18 protein-coding genes are annotated in these 21,322 nt (G+C 43.6%); 10 read left to right on the forward strand and 8 right to left on the reverse strand.

The window, feature by feature from the left end; all coding sequences use genetic code 11:
• Positions 1–4 precede the first annotated feature (4 nt).
• The 6 genes from FO440_RS02175 to FO440_RS02200 are packed head-to-tail and all read right to left on the reverse strand — an operon-like array spanning position 5 to position 6,212.
• The gene (locus FO440_RS02175) at positions 5–463 is read right to left on the reverse strand and encodes a phage tail protein (RefSeq protein WP_144246585.1); all 459 of its coding nucleotides are present in this window, start codon (positions 461–463) and stop codon (positions 5–7) included.
• Positions 464–468: 5 nt separating this feature from the next.
• On the reverse strand, positions 469–900 hold the full coding sequence (locus tag FO440_RS02180; RefSeq protein WP_144246586.1) for a phage tail protein: 432 nt from the start codon (positions 898–900) through the stop codon (positions 469–471).
• Positions 901–933: 33 nt separating this feature from the next.
• Positions 934–2,925 carry a phage tail sheath C-terminal domain-containing protein gene (locus FO440_RS24790; RefSeq protein WP_246104155.1) on the reverse strand — a complete coding sequence of 664 codons (1,992 nt, stop codon included), beginning with the start codon at positions 2,923–2,925 and terminating at the stop codon, positions 934–936.
• 11 nt (positions 2,926–2,936) lie between these two features.
• Positions 2,937–4,385, reverse strand: a complete 1,449-nt coding sequence (locus tag FO440_RS02190; protein WP_144246587.1) for a phage tail sheath family protein — start codon at positions 4,383–4,385, stop codon at positions 2,937–2,939.
• Between the two features lie 16 nt (positions 4,386–4,401).
• Positions 4,402–5,586 carry a hypothetical protein gene (locus FO440_RS02195; RefSeq protein WP_144246588.1) on the reverse strand — a complete coding sequence of 395 codons (1,185 nt, stop codon included), beginning with the start codon at positions 5,584–5,586 and terminating at the stop codon, positions 4,402–4,404.
• A 41-nt stretch (positions 5,587–5,627) separates the two neighbouring features.
• The gene (locus FO440_RS02200) at positions 5,628–6,212 is read right to left on the reverse strand and encodes a DUF4255 domain-containing protein (protein ID WP_144246589.1); all 585 of its coding nucleotides are present in this window, start codon (positions 6,210–6,212) and stop codon (positions 5,628–5,630) included.
• A gap of 655 nt (positions 6,213–6,867) precedes the next feature.
• Between FO440_RS02200 and FO440_RS02205 the strand changes: the two genes are divergently transcribed.
• The 8 genes from FO440_RS02205 to FO440_RS02240 all read left to right on the forward strand — a co-directional run bounded on the left by FO440_RS02205 (position 6,868) and on the right by FO440_RS02240 (position 16,318).
• Complete coding sequence (locus tag FO440_RS02205; protein WP_144246590.1) at positions 6,868–8,217, forward strand: sigma-54-dependent transcriptional regulator; 1,350 nt, start codon at positions 6,868–6,870, stop codon at positions 8,215–8,217.
• 265 nt (positions 8,218–8,482) lie between these two features.
• Positions 8,483–8,560, forward strand: a complete 78-nt coding sequence (locus tag FO440_RS25070; protein WP_144248180.1) for a potassium-transporting ATPase subunit F — start codon at positions 8,483–8,485, stop codon at positions 8,558–8,560.
• Between the two features lie 11 nt (positions 8,561–8,571).
• Entirely contained in the window at positions 8,572–10,290 is a 1,719-nt protein-coding gene (gene kdpA, locus FO440_RS02215; RefSeq protein ID WP_144246591.1) for a potassium-transporting ATPase subunit KdpA, read from the forward strand.
• A gap of 11 nt (positions 10,291–10,301) precedes the next feature.
• Positions 10,302–12,332 carry a potassium-transporting ATPase subunit KdpB gene (kdpB, locus tag FO440_RS02220; protein ID WP_144246592.1) on the forward strand — a complete coding sequence of 677 codons (2,031 nt, stop codon included), beginning with the start codon at positions 10,302–10,304 and terminating at the stop codon, positions 12,330–12,332.
• A 73-nt stretch (positions 12,333–12,405) separates the two neighbouring features.
• Positions 12,406–12,975, forward strand: coding sequence for a K(+)-transporting ATPase subunit C (locus FO440_RS02225; protein WP_144246593.1), 570 nt, complete (start codon positions 12,406–12,408; stop codon positions 12,973–12,975).
• Positions 12,976–13,204: 229 nt separating this feature from the next.
• Entirely contained in the window at positions 13,205–14,335 is a 1,131-nt protein-coding gene (locus FO440_RS02230; RefSeq protein ID WP_144246594.1) for a sensor protein KdpD, read from the forward strand.
• Positions 14,332–16,095, forward strand: a complete 1,764-nt coding sequence (locus FO440_RS02235; RefSeq protein ID WP_144246595.1) for an ATP-binding protein — start codon at positions 14,332–14,334, stop codon at positions 16,093–16,095. The genes FO440_RS02230 and FO440_RS02235 overlap by 4 nt, the downstream gene beginning before the upstream one ends.
• A 34-nt stretch (positions 16,096–16,129) precedes the next feature.
• Complete coding sequence (locus FO440_RS02240) at positions 16,130–16,318, forward strand: hypothetical protein (RefSeq protein WP_144246596.1); 189 nt, start codon at positions 16,130–16,132, stop codon at positions 16,316–16,318.
• Here the strand turns inward: FO440_RS02240 and FO440_RS02245 are convergent.
• Both FO440_RS02245 and FO440_RS02250 read right to left on the reverse strand, forming a co-directional pair.
• Positions 16,315–17,655, reverse strand: coding sequence for a sensor histidine kinase (locus FO440_RS02245; protein ID WP_144246597.1), 1,341 nt, complete (start codon positions 17,653–17,655; stop codon positions 16,315–16,317). The two genes, FO440_RS02240 and FO440_RS02245, sit on opposite strands and share 4 nt — an antisense overlap.
• The gene (locus tag FO440_RS02250) at positions 17,645–19,003 is read right to left on the reverse strand and encodes a sigma-54-dependent transcriptional regulator (RefSeq protein WP_144246598.1); all 1,359 of its coding nucleotides are present in this window, start codon (positions 19,001–19,003) and stop codon (positions 17,645–17,647) included. Before FO440_RS02250 ends, FO440_RS02245 begins: the two co-directional genes overlap by 11 nt.
• A gap of 261 nt (positions 19,004–19,264) precedes the next feature.
• Here FO440_RS02250 and FO440_RS02255 point away from each other — a divergent pair, with 261 nt between their 5' ends.
• Complete coding sequence (locus tag FO440_RS02255) at positions 19,265–20,518, forward strand: efflux RND transporter periplasmic adaptor subunit (protein ID WP_144246599.1); 1,254 nt, start codon at positions 19,265–19,267, stop codon at positions 20,516–20,518.
• Positions 20,519–20,558: 40 nt separating this feature from the next.
• Positions 20,559–21,236: an ABC transporter ATP-binding protein gene (locus FO440_RS02260; protein WP_144246600.1), complete on the forward strand. Its 678-nt coding sequence runs from the start codon at positions 20,559–20,561 to the stop codon at positions 21,234–21,236.
• Positions 21,237–21,322 lie beyond the last annotated feature (86 nt).

The raw sequence follows: 21,322 nt of genomic DNA on the forward strand, positions 1-21,322 counted from the left end.
GGCCTTAAGTTTTTAAAGTGTAATACTGGTACTGCAATTCAAAACTTTCAATAGCAATGCTGTTCTGCTCGGCGTTCAGATCGCTGAGACTCCATTTTTTTGGCCACGCTTGTACAACATTCCAGGTTAACAGCGGTTCATGGTCTTCGTTCAGCAGGTTAACGGTGAGGTCTTTGGGCTCGATAATAAAATTATTGAACACATCATTACACCATTTCATCAGCAGGTCAGACTGTGTGATCAAACCCCGTTTTAAAACCAGCGCCGGAAACTTGGCCCTCACCGGTAAAGCATGCTCAAAGCGATTCTCGCCGCCCTCTTTCTTTGCCTCGGTTTCCATCTCCATGGACAAGCCCGAAACATTTTGAAAGCGGCTGTCAATATCCTCGCTGCCTATGCCGGTAAAAACTACCTTGAAATGAAACCCCAGCGGCGGATAACCCGATTTTGCATCAAAAGGCATAACTGTTAACCGTTTTTAATGGTCAAGCCTTCATGTGCAACTTCAAGCGTTTCAATAGCAGCCTCGTTAGCATCTGATTTCAGATCAGCTGACTGAATCTTAACCGGGAACGCGTTTTTAACGGACCAGGTTACTACCGGCTGGTGCTCTTCGTTAAGCAAGTTGATAGTCAAATCGCGACGCTCTATGGTGCTTAGCTTAACCGTATTCATCCAGTCGTAAAACTCGTTGTCGTTTGCAAATGTTCCGCGCTTAAGCGTGATGTTACCATATTTGCGCATACCGGGCATTTTAACTTTATTATACTCTTTGCTACTGCCTTCGCGGTACTCGATCACTTCGGTTTCGATCTGTAATCCGGTTACTTCCGTAAAACCGATACGTGTGCCACCCCAGTCAACCTGGAAATGGAATTTGGGTAGAGGATAATTTGCCATTGTTTTATTTTAAATTATAAAAGGTTCAATTAATTAACTTTCCTGCATTTTGTGACTAAAGCGCAGTATGATAAACTCGGCAGGCCTTACTACAGCCATACCAATTTCTACTATCATGCGGCCTTCCAGAATATCTGTGCTGGTCATGGTTTCATTAAGGCCTACGTTTACAAAAAACGCGTCTTCGGGTTTAGCGCCCTGTAATGCCCCGGCACGCCACTGCAGGATCAAAAAGTTCTGCACCATCATTTTAAGCTTGGTCCACGTATTGGCATCATTGTTTTCAAACACAAACGGGAAGGTTGCCTTCTTTACCGATTCTTCAACCATAATAAAAAAACGCCTTACCGGAATATAGCGCCATTCGTTATCATTACCGGCCAACGTACGTGCGCCCCAAACCAGTGTGCCTTTACCTGTAAATGCCCTGATAGCATTAACAGATTTGCCCGTTGGGGTAACATTCATATCATCCTGGTCGCTGTTATCAATTTTTACGGCCGGGCCTATCACATTATTCAGGCTTACATTGGCAGGGGCTTTCCAAACGCCGCGAGCGTTATCAACCGCGGCATATACACCTGCTATCGCGCCTGACGGCGGGATAGTGCGCATTTTAAGTATTGCGGCCGAGTCAACATTGCCAAAAAAGGTATTGCCGGCAAATAATGCCTGCTCTGCCTGACTTTCGTAAAACAGCACGCTGTTCAATATCGAGCCAAAGTATGACAGTAGCGTTGTAAGCGTTGCCTGTACGGCAAAAATGGCTTCAAGTGCCCCGGTATGATCATTTGAAAATACACCCGCATTTACCACTACATCTGCATAGGCTTCTTTGTTAAGCCAATCGGTACCGTCTAAGGCCGCATATATGGCGCTTGGGTCGCGGGCGCCCATCAGCGTTATCAGGTCGGCATTTTTTTCAAGGCCCACCAGGTCAACAATAGCGTTGGTAAGCTTGGTATCTGCCTTTGCCCGTTTTATATCAACATTTAAGGGCGATGTAGCTACAAGCGAGGTTTCCAGTTTCTGAAAAGAATTGGCCATTGCCGCCAATAAATTCATGTAATTAGTTAGCTGTGCTTCTACATTAACATCTTTGGCTACATCTGTGGCGTAGGTGGTCAGGTAATTACTGATCTCTGCCGTGCCGTTCAATCGCAATAAATTCTGATCTGCTGTCGCGCTAAAAATTTCTGATAGAACCAGGTTGGTGTCTGTAATATTGCCTTGCAGGGTGGTAACCAACGCGGCTTCTGTGCTGTTTTTAGAAAACGTTGTATAGTCATTAATGGCCACTGCGGGGCTGCTGTTATCCTGGAATGCCAGTTGCCTGAAATCAACATTGATGGTATAACTGGTTACTATCCATGGATAATAAGCAGCGCCATAATTCAGGCTGTTTATGCCTGTGGCATTGCGGAAATTATCTATCGGGTTTAAGCTTGGACTTGAACCCAGATCACCCTGCAACACATCAAATATGGAAAACCTGTCCTGCATTTTAGCGCACAGCGCCAGCGCCTGGTTTTGCAACTGGCTAAAGTTAACCAGGTCAGGCGCGTTGGTTGCGTCAACAAGCTCAACGGCATCCGGAAACAAGATAAGTGTTGGCTCATCGTAAGCGCTCAATGATGCGATGCCGTCCGATATCGGCTGGAATGTTATAGCATCTGTATATGATCCTACAGAAACGATATAGCATGGACCACCGCCATTATCAAAGTACTGCATTAATGATGTATGCAGCAGAAACCGTTTATCCGGCTTTATATCCAGGATATGGTTTGAAACCGGGTTTATGGTTACAGTAAAACTTTTCTGAACATATTCTACCCCGAAAAGGCTCTCAAACTCTAATAATGAGGTTATGCGGGTTGGTATGTCGGATAATGATTTACCATCGGTCGTTAAGGCAAATTGCGTATACCCTATAAACGCCGGTATAGCAGTTTCTACTTCGGCTACAGATGGCGGGAAAAGTGCTATTTCCTGCACATATACTCCGGGTGTTTTATAAGCCATGATCAGTATTTTTAAGATTGAACCATTTTATGACTAAACCGCAGGATGATAAACTCGGCCGGCCTTACTACGGCCATACCTACTTCTACTATCATCCGTCCTTCCAGGATATCCAGTGACGTCATCGTAGTACCTAAACCGACATTTACGAAAAACGCATCTTCGGGTTTAGCACCTTGTAAGGCGCCCGCGCGCCATTGCAGCGTCAGGAAGTTGGAGATCATACCGCCAACCTTCGACCAGGTAGTGCCATCATTCGGTTCAAATACGAAAGGCTGGGTTGAGTTTTTAACTGATTCTTCAACCATATTAAAGAAGCGCCTAACCGATATGTATTTCCATTCGTTATCATTACCTGCCAATGTACGCGCGCCCCAAACCAGCACGCCTTTACCCGAAAATGCCCTGATGGCATTTACTGATTTACCGGTGCTGGTAACGTTCATATCTTCCTGGTCGCTGTCATCTATTTTAACCATTGGTGCCGATACCATATCAAGGCTCACATTTGCAGGCGCTTTCCAAACGCCGCGTGTGCTATCAACCCAGGCATATACCCCTGCTATAGCCGATGCCGGCGGCAAAATAACAGCAAACTGATTGATCTGCTGTTTAATGGTATTATACAGGTCGCTGTTAAGATGATACAATGATTTGCCGGTGTTATTATCATCACGCAATACTGTTGCGGCGGGAAAATCAGTATTTGTTACCCCGGTACCCTGAGCCACGCCTTGCTTACTTTCGTCCAGGTAATAAGTAAGCGTGGTTTGCAGCCATGGATAATAAGCGGCACCATAACTCAGGTTATTTACACCAATGGCCGTTCTGAAAGCATCTGCTAAAGTTGCAAAATCACTTTTGCCTTTATTGGCCGGTGCTATGTATGGGTCAATCAGTACTACCCTGTCCTGTAAAAAAGCGGCCTGGCTAAGCGCATCGGTGTATAAACCATAGTATTGGCTGGCATCGGTCAGATTTACCGCGTCGGTATATAACAAAATGGTAGGCTCATCCTCCTTTTGCACAGCTACTAAAGCATCGTGCAATTTGTCATTGGCCGGAGTAACTGCCGATCCGGTTTGCCCTGCCGACGAAACGTAGCACGGGCCGCCGCCGTTGGCAAAATATAGCTGCAGGCAATAATACATCCTGAATTTCAGGCTGGCATACGGGTCGGTAAGAGCGGTATCCAATGAAAACGTAGATCCGCTTTTGTTGATCTTGATTCCGGTACTGCCGGTGGTAATAAAGGTGGTATTCTCGGCAAAACCAAAGATCTGTTCATACTCTTTTAACGACTTGATCCTGGTGGGATTGTTTAACAATGACACACCGTTATAGGATATGTTTTGCGTATAACCAATAAATGCGGGTATAGCCGTTTCAACTTCGGCCACCGATGGAGGTAGGAGTGAAATCTCTTCCACATAAACACCTGGAGTTTTGTATGTTGCCATTTTGTTTTACTTATTGTTACATATATATTTCTGAAAAAATCTGGTTTGTTTCGGGTTTTATCATTGCCGCCGATGGGTTTGGCAGGTCATCCGTAGTATTATTGCCGCTTCCATCCTGTACCTGCACTGATATAAACCCCTGCCGCGTAAGCGGCAAAGAATTAGCACTGACAGATGCCGCGCCAAACGATCTGCCGATGTATCGCCAAAAAGTGGCCCGGTTTTTAAACCGCAGGCTAAACACCGGCGACACCAGTGAACCATCGGGGCTTATTAAATTATAAGCTGTATTGCCGGTTGTGGTAACGATATCAATAATCGCCCATGCTGACGAGTTTTGCGAATAATAAAAGGCGAAATCGTCTTTATAACTATTATCGGCTGTGGCTACGTGAGCGTAATACAAACCTTCGGGCAAAGCGCCAAGGTCGGCTTTTAGCTGGTTGAACTCACCTGTTTCTATTACCGTAACTAGATTGCTTATGGTATTACCAAACCGGTCTTTTATAGTTAGCACAGGTAATTTATCTGCAACCGTTACCTGGTAATTAAAGATCCGCCCCATACGGCGTATCATGTCCGGAGCACCTGCGTATAGTAATGGCTTTTTATTTACCAATGGGTCTGTTATCCAGTTACCGGTATTGTCAAGAGCAGGGTCAACGCTGTTCTTTTTCTGCGCGATATATAATTTTGTTGGGGTCGGCTGTTTATCAACCAGCATATCGCCGGGATAATAATCTGTGCTGCCTGCATAAACAGCCGGCGTAGCGGTTATAAACGGAAAGATCCGTTTAGAAAATGCCGTATCATTGGTAAAATAATATACCATGCCGATGGGCAGTTGCAAAGGCAAAGCGCTGTAGTTGGCAAAAAGGCCGTCAAGCACAGTAATGTAAAAGCTGAAAACAGTGGTATCGTCCGGTTTTATTTCAGGCAGGTTAAGCGGGCCGCTTTGTGTGTAACGCATCCCGGCTATTAACCCGGTTGATGTTGCTTTGCAAACCGCATGGTAATTGGCGAATATGTTACTTGTTAAAGCAGATGGAGTTATGCTAAAAAAATCAGAAACGTCATATTTGTTTTGCAACGCAAACTGCGCGTCAGCGCCAAGCGTATCAAACAATTGCGCACCGTCATCAAGATGGTAATGATGACGGATACTGATCTCGAATAAGGTTTCGTAACTTAGTTTTAGCATTATCGGGTTTATTATTTTATAATTATCACCCGCACTTATCTCTAACTTAACTTTTCACTCAATTCTATCTGTTTAATAACTCCACGGCTCTCTGTCACATTATCTCTTAAAATTTCAACCAGCCTTACGCGGTACAATACGTAAGGAAATTGCTTGCCGCCCAATGTGCTCCACAGGTAATTTGCCTGCTCAAACGTAGGCGAATAAATATCCAAGATCAGCCTGAAATCCTTCAGGCTGGTTTTTGTCTGCGGGCTATTTTGCTTTGTAAAAGTGTTCTTCCCCTGAAAAAATTCAACTATCCATGACAGGTATATCAGCGACTTATCGTAGTTGCTTTGGTTACACGCTGAAAAAAGCACATATAGGTTTAAATTTAAGGGCGCGTTGCGGTAATTGATGTTATCGCCCTCGCGCACATAATTGGGATTATTCTTTAAGGTAAACTCTTCGGATATGTTTACCAGGGTAACCAAAATATTATCAAGGTTCTTTATTTCTTCGTCTGTAAGGTGCGCTATATTTCTAAGCTGCGTAAAAGTTGACGCTAACGAACCATTACCTTCTATAGTTTTAAGATAGTTATTAAGCTGCTCGGCTAAAAAGCTGATCGACTGGTATATCATGATAAAACTTTTAGGTGTAAAGGTTTAACTATGCGTTAAGAATACAACTAAATTACAATCAGAACAGTAAAATGCAAGCAATTAAATCAAAATATTTTTATTGAATAATACTATCATAAAGGCGGTTTTTATACCGATTTTGAGAAAAGTATAATTTTGGCATTGCAATAAGATCCTATTATTCTGCCTAAAAAACGCCAACTATTTAATTAGGTTAAAAGAAAGCGAGTTATCAATCAGTAAAACATATTAAAAAGCTAATAATGTATAAGTTACAACATATATCAAAATTCATTTTATGCGTAATCTAAGCTTATAAAAAGTCGTATTACACTTAAAAACGAGCCGTAAAAATACCCATCAAATTAAATGGCTAAACAGCTAATATTATCATATATGATTTTAGGATTAACAAATAATAAATGCATCATTAATATATAATATATTTTTAACTGTAAGTTTACCTGCATCTCACCAAGAAACATGATCACAGCAAGCAAATCAATTACATTGTTTAATTTCAGATTGATAAAAAAGCCTATCATTTTGAAACTGTTGCAATATCACTTTGCCATGCGTATAAAATAAAACACCTCTATTACAGCAGTTTACACAAATCTTTTTATTAAGGCATTCTTTTGGATAATGGCCTTGCATGGAAACTAAAATACAACCATCTGCAAACGTGCTCATTATTGATGATGAGCAGGGGCTTGCAGGTTTAATAGCAAGAATATTAGAACTGGAAGGCTTTCATCTTTTTAAAAATTATACTGCGAGGGAAGGCTTAAAAACGTTAATGCTTGAAGATATACACGTTGTGATCAGCGACGTTAAGCTGCCTGACATAAACGGCGTAGAATTGGTTAAGCTGATCAAAGAAAAAAAGCCTTATATCGAGATCATTAACCTTACCGCGCACGGCACCATTGCCGATGGGGTGCAATCTATCAAAAACGGCGGCTTCGACTATATAACCAAAGGGGATGATAATGATAAAATCATCCCTTTAGTATTTAAAGCTGCAGAGAAAGCGCAATTGCAATTAAGGGTATTTAACCTTGAAACCCGTATAACGGGCAAATACAGTTTTGATCATATCCTTGGCCGGTCAAGGGCGATAACAGAGGCCATTGATATCGCCAAAAAAGTAGCGCCTACTGATACCACGGTATTGCTGCTTGGTGAAACAGGGACCGGTAAAGAAGTATTTGCCGAATCGATCCATTATGAAAGCACCCGGAAATTACAGCCATTTGTAGCGGTTAATTGCAGCAGTTTTCCCTCTGAATTATTAGAGAGCGAGTTATTTGGCTACAAGGCCGGCTCATTTACCGGGGCATTGAAAGATAAAAAAGGCCTGTTTGAAGAAGCCAATAACGGCACTATATTTTTAGATGAGGTTGGCGAAATGAGCCTGGAACTACAGGCCAAGCTATTGCGGGTGTTAGAGAGCCGTACCTTTATTAAAATAGGCGACACACAAACTACCAAAGTAAATATCCGCATACTGGCAGCCACCAACCGCGATCCGCAAAAAGAAGCCGAGGCCGGAAATTTCAGGCTGGATCTGTTTTATCGCCTATCCGTATTTACTGTTACCCTGCCCTCATTAAATGAGCGTAAGGCAGATATTGAGTTGATAGCCAAACATTACCTTAAACAATTTGCCGATAAAGTAAATAAGCGAATTGAGCGGATGAGTGATGAGTTTATCCATGTACTTACCCAGCACCAATGGAAAGGCAATGTGCGTGAGCTTAAAAATGTGATAGAGCGTGTAGTGATCCTCGCAGAAAAAGGGGTAATTGGTGTCGACCTATTACCTATTGAATTTAGAACAGTTCATGTTGACGCTGATGCGCTTGATCTGGAATCGATAGAAAAGCAACACATCTATAAAGTACTGAACCATACCCACGGCAACAAAACAGAAGCCGCGCGCTTGCTAAACATTGGCTTGACCACCCTGTACCGCAAGCTTGAACATTATACCATTGCATAACAACCATCCATTATGATAAAAAGACCCTTCCATTTTGGTAGGTTTTTTTTGTTAGCGTTTTTTTTGGCACACGCAAATCAATCACAAATAACTATAAATCAATTAATTATATACATGACAAAAGTAATGGCATCAACTTGGTTAACCCCTTAGAAAATTAAATTACTATGGATCTTATACAAGTCGCACTTTATGTTTTAGCCTTTATTGTCACATTCTGGCTGTTCTTCAAATCTGTTAACTACTTCGAAAAAATTTAATCATCATGGTAGCACTATTCATTGTTGCAGTGGCCGTGTTTATCTACATGGTATACGTACTGCTTAAACCCGAAAACTTTTAATTACACAAACTATGAACACCGAATTAGCAGGCATAATTTTTACCTACGCGCTTACGCTGGCAATTGCCATTCCGCTGGGCAGGTATATTGCACGCGTTTTTAAAGGAGAAAAAACGTGGCTTGATTTTATGGCCCCTTTTGAACGTTTTATTCTCCGCATCAGCGGGATTGATACCCGTAAAGAAATGAACTGGAAGCAACATTTATTTGCACTGCTTACCATTAACAGCGTTTGGCTGGTTTACGCTTTCTTCTGCCTGTTGTTCCAGGCGCATTTGCCTTTAAACCCTGATGGTAACCCCAATCAAACGCCCGACCTGGCATTTAACACCGCCATCAGCTTTTTAGTGAACTGTAACCTGCAGGATTACTCGGGTGAAAGCGGTGCCACTTATTTTACACAGCACTTTGTATTCATGTTCCTGCACTTTGTTTCGGCAGCGACCGGGATTGCCGCGCTGGTGGTATTATTCAGGGCGATGAAAGATAAAGTAACCGATAAACTGGGCAATTTCTGGGATTATTTCCTGAAAACCATCACCCGTATTTTATTGCCGATATCTATTGTTATCGCTATCATCCTTTCATTTAATGGCATGCCCACCAGTTATAAAGGTAAAGACACCTTAATAAGCATGCAGGGCGATACCGTACATGTATCCCGCGGACCGGTTGCTGCGTTAGTTGCCATTAAGCACCTCGGCACTAACGGTGGTGGCTGGTTTGGCGCAAACTCTGCACACCCGTTAGAGAACCCTAACTACCTTACAAACATTGTTGAAATGGTAGCGCAATGTATCATCCCCATCGGGTTGGTGTTTGCTTTAGGGTTTTACCTCAACAAGAAAAAATTTGCCTATGTGATATTCGGCGTGATGACGCTGGGGATGCTCTTATTACTCATTCCCACCATGCAGGCCGAGGTTGGCGGCAACCCGGCCATCGCACGAATGGGTATCAGCCAGCCTACCGGCGCTATGGAAGGTAAAGAAGTTAGGTTTGGGCCTGCTGCATCAGGTTATTGGAGTATACTAACCACCATTATTTCAACAGGTTCTGTAAACTCTATGCACGACAGCGCCATGCCGGTATCAGGCTTTATGATGATGATGGGCATGATGATCAACTGCTTTTATGGTGGTTGCGGGGTAGGGTTTTTAAACTATTACATCTTTATCATCATAGCTGTATTTATCTCGGGATTAATGGTAGGCCGTACACCCGAATTTATGGGCCGGAAGATAGAGGCCCGCGAAATGAAGATAGCTTCGCTGATAGCGTTACTCCACCCTTTTATCATCCTGGTAGGCACAGCCATATCGTCGTACGTACTGGTGCACATGCCAAATGCTGATTGGGCTGTTAAACCATCCGCATGGCTGGCCAGCCCGGGCTATCACGGCTTTTCAGAAATGCTGTATCAATATACCTCAAGCGCAGCCAATAACGGTTCAGGTTTTGAAGGCTTGGGCGATAACAATATCTTCTGGAACGTATCTGCCGGGTTTGTAATGATACTGGGCAGGTTCCTACCTATTATTGGCCCGATAGCTATTGCCGGCATATTGGCCAACAAGAAATTCATTCCAGAATCGGCCGGTACGTTAAAGAGCGATACCTCAACCTTCGGATTAATGACGTTTGCTGTTATCGCAATCATTGCCGCGTTATCATTCTTCCCCGCACTGGCCCTTGGCCCTATTGCCGAACACTTTTCACTAATAAAATAACGAGTAAGAAAATGAACTCAAATCAAAATACGCTATTCCAGGGAGACCAGGTGAGGGCTGCCTTTAAGCAATCATTCATTAAGCTTGATCCCCGCATGCTGGTGCGCAACCCGGTAATGTTTACCGTGGAGATAGGCACCGTAGTTATGCTCTTCGTTACCATCTTCTCTTTTGCCAACACAGGCCAGGGAAGCTTCATCTACAACTTCATCATATTTTTTGTACTGTTACTAACTGTGTTGTTTGCCAACTTTGCCGAAGCTATTGCCGAAGCCCGTGGTAAGGCACAGGCCGAGAGCTTACGCAAAACCCGTGAAGAAACCCCTGCCCGTTTAATGGTAAACGGTAAAGAACAAACCATCATGTCATCGCTGTTAAAAAAGGGCGATATATTTATCTGCGAAACCGGCGACACCATCCCTACCGACGGCGAAATTATTGAAGGTATCGCTACCATTGATGAATCGGCCATTACCGGCGAATCTGCACCCGTGATCCGCGAATCAGGTGGCGACAAATCTTCGGTAACCGGTGGTACAAAAGTATTGTCAGACCGTATTAAGGTACAGGTTAGCACCCAGCCCGGCGAAAGCTTTCTGGATAAAATGATCGCTTTGGTTGAAGGGGCGTCCCGCCAAAAAACACCTAACGAAATAGCGTTAACCATCCTGCTGGCTGGCTTTACGCTGATCTTCGTGATCGTATGTGTTACGCTTAAGCCTTTCGGCGATTATGCCAATACGCCCATTACTATAGCCGCGTTCATATCGTTATTTGTGTGTTTGATCCCTACCACTATAGGCGGTTTGTTATCTGCCATTGGTATTGCGGGTATGGACAGGGCTTTACGTGCCAATGTGATCACCAAATCAGGTAAAGCAGTTGAAACTGCGGGCGACCTTGACGTGCTGCTGTTAGACAAAACCGGCACCATCACCATTGGTAACCGTAAGGCCACCAACTTTTACCCTACCGCCGGGGTAAATGAAACAGACTTCATTACGGCCTGCATCTTAAGCTCATTGGCCGACGAAACCCCCGAAGGTAAATCAATCATCGAACTGGCCGAGCAGGGTAAAACCCAGCTATCGGTTAAAGCGCCTGCAGATTCGGTATTTATCAAGTTCACCGCCGAAACCCGTTCAAGTGGTTTGGATACGCCTGCCGGTTTACGGATCCGCAAAGGTGCTTTTGATGCTATCCGTAACATGGCGCTTAAAGCAGGTCATGTGTTTCCGGACGATGTGGAGGTTAATGTTAAAACCATTGCGTCAAATGGTGGTACACCATTGGTTGTGTCACAAAATGAAAAGGTATTGGGTGTTATCGAATTGCAGGATATTATCAAGCCCGGCATTGCCGAACGCTTTGAGCGCCTGCGCAAAATGGGCGTAAAAACCGTAATGGTTACCGGCGATAACCCGCTTACCGCCAAATTCATAGCTAACAAAGCCGGGGTTGATGACTTTATTGCCGAAGCCAAGCCCGAGGATAAAATGAACTATATTAAAGCCGAACAACAGCAAGGTAAACTGGTAGCCATGATGGGCGACGGTACCAACGACGCCCCTGCCCTTGCCCAGGCCGATGTTGGTGTAGCCATGAATAGCGGTACGCAGGCAGCCAAAGAAGCCGGTAACATGGTCGACCTGGATAATGACCCTACCAAACTCATTGAGATTGTGGAAATTGGCAAACAATTGCTAATGACCCGCGGTACGCTCACCACCTTCTCGATAGCTAACGACGTAGCAAAATACTTCGCTATTGTACCGGCCTTGTTTATGGTATCAATACCGGCTTTGGGTGCATTGAATATTATGGGTCTGCATAGCCCGCAATCTGCAATATTATCGGCTGTAATATTCAATGCCATTATCATTCCGTTGCTTATTCCGCTGGCATTGCGCGGGGTTGAATATAAGCCCATCGGCGCAAGCGCCCTGCTCCGAAGAAACCTGTTGATCTACGGCTTGGGTGGCGTAATTATACCGTTCATCGGCATAAAGGCAATTGACCTGATCGTAGGGATTTTAATATAAATAGTAGATGTGAGACGTGAGATATCGTCGTTTCGGTCTCACATCTCAATACTCAAATCTAAAAATTAAGAAAATGAAAACATATCTGTTCCCCGCCATAAAGCTTACTGTTATTTTAATAGTTATCCTGGCCGGGTTGTATCCCCTGGCTATAGCTGCTGTAGGAAAATTTACACCGGGCCACGGTGATGGTGAAACCCTAAGTTATAAAGGCCGCGTGGTTGGCTATGCCAACATCGGTCAAAAATTTACTAAAGACCAGTACTTCTGGTCACGTCCGTCGGCGGTTGATTATCACGCTGACGGCTCGGGCGGTTCAAACAAAGGCCCGTCAAACCCTGATTATTTAAATAAAGATGTTAAGGGCCGCATCGATACCTTTTTAAAACATAACCCGGACATTAAAAAAGAACAGATCCCTGCCGAACTGGTTACTGCGTCAGGCAGCGGACTTGACCCTGATCTTTCGCCTGCGGGTGCACAGGTACAAGTTGCGCGTATTGCGCATGTGCGTGGCATTACTACAGAACAGGTAAATAATATTATCAGCGCCAATACTGTACAGCCTTTATGGGGATTGTTCGGCCCGGCAAAGGTAAATGTGCTTAAATTGAATATCGCTTTAGATGAATTGAAAAAATAAAAAACTGTTGTCATTTCGATACGAGGAACGAGTAAGAAATCTTATACGCTTTGCTAAGCCGCTTCTATAAGATTTCTCCCGTTGGTCGAAATGACATAGGATTAAAGCAACAAAAGAAAATGCATGTCCTATTATTTGAGTCGAATTTGTTGATTTGATCGATTGCTACAACGGTTCATGCTGAGGGGGTGCTGTGATTTGCATCCCCTTTTAGAGGTTTAAAAAGATTATGGCTACAGACAATAAAGAACAACCGGTTGAACATTTCCTTGACCTGATAAAAAAATCGCGCCGGGGAAAGTTTAAGATCTATATCGGTATGAGCGCCGGCGTAGGTAAAACCTACCGGATGCTGCAGGAAGCCCATGCCCTTCTAAAAAACGGTGTAGATATACAAATAGGTTATATTGAAACGCATAACCGGGCAGAAACTCACGCTTTGCTGGCAGGCATACCCGTTATAGCGCGTCGTAAAATATTTTATAAAGGTAAAGAGCTGGAAGAAATGGACCTTAAGGCTGTTTTAAACCGCCACCCCGAAGTTGTAATTGTTGACGAACTGGCGCATAGCAATATCGAGGGCAGCAAAAACGCCAAACGCTGGCAAGACGTGCTGGATATACTGGAAGCCGGAATAAACGTAATATCTGCAGTTAACATACAGCACCTTGAAAGCCTTAACCAGGAAATTGAAGAGATAACCGGCATTGCTATTACAGAGCGCATCCCCGACAAGGTGCTTGAAATGGCAGATGAAATAGTGAACATCGATTTGACTGCCGATGAACTGATCACCCGGCTGAACGAGGGCAAGATCTATGATAAAGAGAAGGTGGCAAGGGCGTTAAAAAACTTTTTTCAAAGCGAAAAGATCCTGCAATTGCGCGAAATCGCTTTAAAAGAAGTAGCGCATCATCTGGAGCGCAAGATAGATATCGAGATACCCAAACAGATCAAGTTACGGCCCGAAAAGTTCCTGGCTTGCATCTCATCAAATGCCGAAACATCAAAGATAGTGATCAGGAAAACGGCCCGGCTGGCATCATACTACCGTTCGCCCTGGATTGTTTTGTATGTACAAAGCAGTAACGAAAGCCTTGACCGGATTAAACTGGACAAGCAGCGATACCTCATAAATAACTTTAAATTAGCTACCGAACTTGGTGCCGAAGTATTAAAGGTAAAAAGCGATGAAATTACCCAAACCATTATGAAAGTGGCCGAAGAAAGAGAGATAACAACCATTTGTATTGGCAAGCCGCATTTAAACCTGTTCCAGGTAATTTTAAGGACCACCATATTTAACAGCCTGCTTAAAAAAATAGCAGCTACAGAAACTGATTTAGTAATACTATCATGAAAGTAAAAAATAAACTCCGCTTGGGCTTCGGCTTTTTGTTTGTCGTCGTCTTGTTTTTTGGGTTGATATCTTTGTTCTATATCAACGAAATATCCAACAGCGCCAAAGTGATCTTAAAGGATAACTATGAATCTTTAAGCTTTACCAGGGATATGCGCACCGTGCTTGACGACCATGACCTGCCGTTGAGCGCGCAGCCCGCCGCCGACTTTGACAGCCAGTTAACCAAAGAAGAACATAACATAACAGAAGCCGGCGAATTGGATGCTGTGCAAAATCTGCGCAGGGTTTTTAACCAACTCAGGGGTAAAACCACCTCTGCCGGACAATTAAAACTTGCCGAGCGCGATGCCCGTAAATACCTGCGCACCATAGATATGGTGAACATGAAGGCCATTGTTATTAAAAACGACAAGGCACATGAGTCCGTAAAAAACGCCAGCATATTTTTGGGGTTTGCAGGTACGTTTACTTTTTTAATCCTGTTTAGTTTCAGCATCAATTTCCCGGGGATAATTTCGGGGCCGTTAAATTCTTTACTGGCAGGTATCCGTGAGATAGCGCAAAAAAACTACACCCAGCGTATCCATTTTGATAAGAATGATGAGTTTGCCGAAGTGGCCAATGCTTTTAACGACATGGCGTTTAGATTGGATGAGTGGGAGAACAGCAACTTGTCGAAGATCCTGTCAGAGAAGATCCGCATCGAAACCATCATTGAACAAATGCACGATGCTATTATCGGTATCAATGAAAACCAGGAGATCCTGTTTATCAACTCGGCTGCTAAAAATATCCTTGGCCTAAAAGAAAACAGGCCCGAGGGTAAATCCGTAAAGACCATTATTAGTGAGAATGATCTGTTCAAATCAATTATTGAAGGCGAAAAAACAGGCGTACCATTTAAAATATTTGCGGATGGCAAGGATTCGCATTTTCAGTTAGAGACCCGTGAAATTTCAGTGCCTAACCTCTCGCCTGACCATGCCTCGCCGGTTGTAAAGGCGCAAAAATCAGCAGGAAAAGTTTACATACTGCGCAACATCACCGAGTTTAAGGAGCGCGATGAGGCAAAAAGCAATTTCATAGCGACCATATCGCACGAATTGAAAACACCTATATCAGCCATTAAAATGAGCGCTAAGCTGTTAGCTGATGACCGCGTAGGTAATTTGAACGAAGAACAAGGCCAACTGGTTGAACACATTACCGGCGATGCCGAACGCTTGCTTAAGATAACCTATGAACTGCTTGACCTTTCGCAGGTGGAAACCGGCAATATACAGCTAAACTTTGTACCTACCCGGCCGGACCAAATTATTGAATATGCTGTTAAAGCTGTCAAGTTTGAAGCGGACCAAAAGGGACTGATCATTGAGCAAAAAATTGCCGCTGATGTACCTGAGATAAGCGCCGATGTTGAGAAGACGGCCTGGGTAATGATCAATTTCCTGTCGAACGCGGTACGTTACAGTCATGCAAAATCAAAGATCGTGGTTGAGGTAAGCGGCCACGATAATATGGTAGCTTTTTCTGTTAAAGATTTTGGCAAAGGTATCGAGTCGCAATACCAGGAACGGCTTTTTGACCGTTATTTCCAGGTTCCTACGGATGGGCAAAACAAATCGGGTTCGGGTTTGGGCTTGGCGATATCAAAAGAGTTTATTACCGCGCAGGGCGGTGATATAGGTGTAGAAAGCGAAGTTGGCATAGGCAGCAGGTTTTATTTTCATTTACCCGCACTGCCTGTTACTATTTAAAATAAAAATGGAATGAATTTTAAACCATCAAAAAATGTTGTTACTTATTTTAAAGATAGCCGTACTATTAGCCGTTATCATTATACCACTAAGACCCGATAAAAAGAAAGCGAAGAAAAGCGTTCCCTTAGTTATTGATTCTGACACCAGCGATGCCAGCTACGCCATTAATGAAAACGGCGCGCTCGAAAAGATCCGGAAACATAGCCTTACGGATAGCTAAAAAAGCAAGATAAACACCGAGCCTTCATTCTCGACAGACTGTACCTGTATGTTGCCTTTATGCAGCATCATGATCTGCTTGCATAGGCTAAGCCCTATACCACTGCCCGATTTGCGGGTACTGAAAAAAGGGATAAAGATCTTGTCAACCAGTTCGGGCGGCATGCCTGTACCATTGTCGGCAATTTTAACCAGCGGCTTATTATTGGGCGATAGCTCCGCGCTTAAGGTTATGGCCGGTTCAGGCCTATCCTTAACCGCCTCGATAGCGTTAACAAGCAGGTTGATCAATACTTGTTCAACCAGGTTAAGGTCTATCTCTATGGCCATTTGCGTATCGCGCAGCACAATATTAAGTTCGATGTTTTTTTGAGCCAGGGTAGGCTGCATTAAACTGTTCAGGTTCTCAAACAGATCGCGCACCAATACCGTTTTAAGATCAAGCCGGGTAATTTTATTCAGATTACGATAGCTTTCTGTAAACTTAAGCAGGCCTTCGCTGCGACGTTTTATGGTATCTATCCCCAGCTCCAGATCATCCAGATCCGTATTTTCGCTATTTTCACGACTGTAACTTTGCAGGCGGTTTTTCAACGTATCTGCCAATGAAGATATCGGCGCCACCGAGTTCATGATCTCATGCGTCATTACGTTCAACAGCTTTTGCCAGGCCTTTGATTCCGTTTCGTCTAATGCCTCGCTGATATTCTGAAACGCGAGCAGTCTGTAGATCTTATCATCGCTGCGCATAACGCTAACGGTAAGCAAAATTTTGATGAGCTGCTTGTTGCGCGATATGGAAACAACCTTGCTATCACCGGGTTTTAGCTTCATCGCTTCGTTATACAATGCCTCGTCCCGTTTTTCAAGCGAGTATATGGTTTTAAGGTATGGTATCCCGAAGATCTTCTTGAAAGATTCATTCAACCAGCCTATATCGCCGGTTTCCTGCTCGTAGGATATGATGCCGGTATCAACCAGTTCAAGGATCTTTTGCAGATAATGGTATTGAGTTTCGCGTTCGCGGCTGATGGCTTTAAATGTGGTGTTTATCTCGTTAAATCCCTTGCGCAAGGGCTTAAGCTCTGTAGGTGCACGACCCACGTCAAAGTGCCGCGAAAAATCACGATAGTGCACCGATTCGGCAAACTGTTCAACCTCTCGCTGTGCCTTTTTTTGAAAACGCAAAAAATCAGCCATCACCGCAATAACCAGCGGTACACCAATAACCAGGTACATATACCGTTGGATAACTATAATTACGCACAGGCCTAAAAGCGTTAAAAATAACAAGGCCACACGTAGCAGAATGCGTAATTCGTAATTTTTAAATATCATATTTACTTAACCTGCGGTAAAGGGCAGTACGGGTTAAACCAAGTTCTTTGGCTGCACGGGTAATATTGCCGTTATGTTTTTCTATAACCCGTAAAATGGTAGTTTTTTCTAACATGCTTAATGGCATATCGTCCAAAGGCTCCTGCTCTGCAGGGCTTGATTCTATAGATGAAAATATCAGGTCGCCGGCACTCAGCATATTATTGTCGGCCATAATGATGGCCCGCTCCATGGTGTACTGCAGCTCGCGCACATTGCCCGGGAAATGATAACTGTTCAACTTATATAACGCGCTTTCATCAAACGTGATAGCGGGTTTTAAATATTTGGCGGCGTATACGCCGGCAAAATGTTTAGCCAGTAAGATCACATCGCCGTCGCGCTTGCGTAAAGGCGGCATGGTAACCTCTACGGTATTGATCCGGTAGATCAGATCCTTTCTGAAACGGTCGTCGTTTGCAAGCTCATAAAGTGGCAGGTTAGTAGCACATATTAAGCGGATATCGATATCCGTAGGCTTATTACTGCCTAACCGGGTTACCTGCCGGTTTTGTAATACGGTAAGTAATTTAGCCTGCTGCCGCAGGGATATATTCCCTATCTCATCCAAAAAAAGCGTGCCACCGTTGGCATCTTCAAACCTGCCCGACCTGTCTTCGCGCGCGTCAGTAAACGCGCCTTTTTTATGCCCAAATAACTCGCTCTCAAATAGCGTCTCCGTAAGCGAGCCAACGTCTACCTTAATAAATGGTTTGTTTGCCCTCAATGAGCGCTCATGTATGGATTTTGCTATCAGGTCTTTCCCTGTTCCGTTTTCGCCCAGTATCAGGATATTGGCATCCGTAGGGGCAATTTTATTTACTTTCAGAAAAATATCCTGCATCAACTGCGACTCGCCATGCAACGTGGTTGTCGTGCTGTTATTTTTTGCCGATGATGTTTTTGCAGATTTATCGCTGTCTTTTTTATCAAGCAGGTCCTTAATGACTTCTATCAATTTATCGTTATGCCATGGCTTTACCATAAAATCGGCGGCGCCTTCTTTTAAAGAACGTACCGCCAGGTCAATATCGCCGTAGGCGGTGATCATGATCACAATGGCGTCGGGTTTCCATTCGCGCACCTTGCGCAGCCAGTATAAACCCTCATTGCCGGTGTTAATGGCGCTGTTAAAGTTCATGTCAAGCAAAATAATATCAACATTATTTCGCAATAACTGGCTGTTAAGGTTCTCCGGGTTCTTTTCGGTAATTACCTCCTGTACTTCTGTTTTAAGCAAAAGTTTAACCGCGGTAAGTACATCCGGGTCATCATCAACAATTAAAACGGTGGCTTTTTTTAATAACATACGATATGTGAAAATACAATTAAATATAATAAGTACCTTAAGTGGTTTTTGGCAATAATATAACCATAAGTGTAAATAACTGTAAAACAATTTTTTGTAGCAACATACTTCAAAATAACTGTATCGAAACCGAACACTTGTTGTTTCATAAGCGAACGGAATATTTTAAAATATCAAAGCATTTATTTGATTTACAGCCATTTATATTATGGCACGTTGTTGTATAACCTTGTACAGATAATAAATCTGAATTTTAATACTGTGGATAGAAAAATTGAAAAGAAAAAGTGGAGTACCAAGCGCCTGTTAACTATAGGCGGCATTACTGCTATAATTTTATTAATTGCCGGGAGTATCTATTTTACCTCGGGCAAAAGCAAGCTCTCTGTTGATACAGAACGGCTAACCATAAGCGAAGTTACAAAAGGGCCTTTCCAGGTTACCATACCTGTAAATGGTATTGTTACACCTATAACTACCATTTACCTTGACGCGGTTGAGGGCGGCCTTGTAGAAGCACGTTATGTTGATGACGGTACTAACCTTAAAAAAGGCGACAAGATTTTAAAACTGTCTAACACCGATCTTGAGCTTAGCCTGGCAAACCAGGAAACGGCCGTTTACGCCGCCCAGACACAGATCCAGATCTCGCAGAACAATGCTTTATCAAACACCATCAATAAATTAAACCAGATGGCAGATGTAGATAACGCCTTTAAAGAGGCCGAACGCGTGTACAAATTGAACAAACATCTGTACGAACAAAAGGCGTTGAGCCAGCAGGATTACCAGGTAGCAGTTAATACGTACGAATACCAGTTAAACCGTAAAAAACTAACCACCCAAATTTTAAAGCAAGATACCGCGCTCATTAAACAGCAAAACATGCAAACCCAGGAGCAATATGTGCAAATGAAAAACACATTAAACCTGATGCGTAAAAAAGTAGCCGACCTTACCGTAGTAGCACCACGCGACGGCCAGTTAACCTCAATGGACGCGGAAGTAGGGCAAAACAAAAATAAAGGCGAGCGCCTGGGTCAGATAGATGTACTGTCAGGCTTCAAGGTGCGTGTTGATGTAGACGAGCATTACCTGTCGCAAGTGTATAACGGCTTGACTGGTACATTCTCATTCGCGGATAAAAACTACACTTTAAAAATTACAAAGGTATTTACGCAGGTAACCAACAACAGGTTCCAGGTTGATATGCAGTTTGTTGGGGCCATACCTACCGGGATAAGAAGAGGCCAAACATTGCAGATACTATTAGCGCTAAGCGATGAAAGTAAACAGGTACTGTTGCCTAAAGGCGGCTTTTACCAGCAAACCGGCGGCAACTGGATCTTTAAAGTTAGCGAAGACGGAAAATCAGCCTATAAAGTTGATATCCAGCTGGGCCGTGTAAGTACAGATTATTATGAAGTATTACAAGGTATTAAACCCGGCGATAAGGTAATAACATCAAGTTATGAAACTTATGGCGACATACAACAACTGATATTAAACAAGTAGAAACCAAAAACTAACGCGCCCTTAAGGGGAGGAGGCTCAAATGATAAAAATTACCGAACTACAAAAGTACTACCGCACCGAAGAGGTAGAAACCATTGCTTTAAACAAATTATCCATCGAGGTTAAAGAGGGCGAGTTTGTTGCCATCATGGGCCCTTCGGGATGTGGTAAATCAACTCTGCTTAACATATTGGGATTGCTTGACGACCCTGATGGCGGCAGCTATTTATTTAACAACATTGAAGTGGCAGATTTTAACGAACGCAAACGCGCCGACCTGCGCAAGCATAATATCGGTTTCGTTTTCCAGAGCTTTAATTTGATAGATGAGCTTACCGTTTTCGAGAACGTTGAGTTGCCGCTGATCTACACAGGTGTGCCATCGTCAGAGCGTGTGGGGCGTGTTGAAAAGGTTTTGGACAAAATGCAGATCATGCACCGTCGTAACCACTACCCGCAACAATTATCGGGCGGTCAGCAGCAGCGTGTGGCCGTGGCCCGCGCAGTGGTAAACAATCCGAAATTGATATTGGCGGATGAGCCCACCGGTAACCTGGACTCAAGCAATGGTAATGAGGTAATGGAACTTTTAACCGACCTGAACGAACAAGGCACTACCATTATCATGGTAACGCACTCTGAGCATGACGCACGTTACAGCCACCGCATTATCCGTTTGCTGGATGGACAAACCGTTATGGAAAATATTATGATCTAAAACACACCTTATCATTTAGTTTATAATTAGTTAGTTGCTTCATGGCTCTTTCCGCTTGCGGAAAGGGCCAATGGAAGTTTAAAACC

Origin of the sequence: Mucilaginibacter corticis (genome assembly GCF_007558865.1) — a bacterium.
Taxonomy (GTDB): Bacteria; Bacteroidota; Bacteroidia; order Sphingobacteriales; family Sphingobacteriaceae; genus Mucilaginibacter; species Mucilaginibacter corticis.